General features: G+C 34.1%; 1 protein-coding gene. It reads left to right on the forward strand.

What is annotated here, in order from left to right:
* On the forward strand, positions 1 to 566 hold a 566-nt coding region (locus tag VB264_RS25065; protein ID WP_323254153.1), incomplete at both ends, for a transposase.

The raw sequence follows: 566 nt of genomic DNA on the forward strand, positions 1-566 counted from the left end.
AACTATCAATCTTTTAAAGAATATTCTCAGGTTGGTGCTTACTTTGTTTCTCGCTTAAAGGCTAATGCAAGTCTATTTGACCCACATACCAACGAGCCTATTTCATTAGTAACTCTTCTGCCTAAAGATGATTCAATAGTTTCCATCGAATGTTATTTAGCTCACCCCAAAACGCATAAAAATAGTATTGCTGTCAGAGTCTGTATTGAAAAAGTACCTGAAACTATTAGCCAGCAACGTTTGGAGAAATTACAAAAAACGGCCAAATGCCAACAATGGGAACTCTCTGAGTTAAGAGTTGAACTTTGTGCTTATAACCTGTTTATCACCAATGCAAATCAAGAACAATTGCCATCAGAACTCATTAGACTATTTTATGGAATTAGATGGCAAATAGAACTAGTTTTTAAGATATGGAAATCTATCTTTGAGATAGACCAAGTAAAACCTATGAGTATATTCCGTTTTGAATGTATGTTATATGGAAGACTCATTCTCATACTGATTAACAATCAGTTACAGGCATTGTTTAAGGCTAAAATAGCCATTGATGACAACTTTGAACT

It is taken from the genome of Arcicella aquatica (genome assembly GCF_034928825.1).
Lineage (GTDB): Bacteria > Bacteroidota > Bacteroidia > Cytophagales > Spirosomataceae > Arcicella > Arcicella aquatica.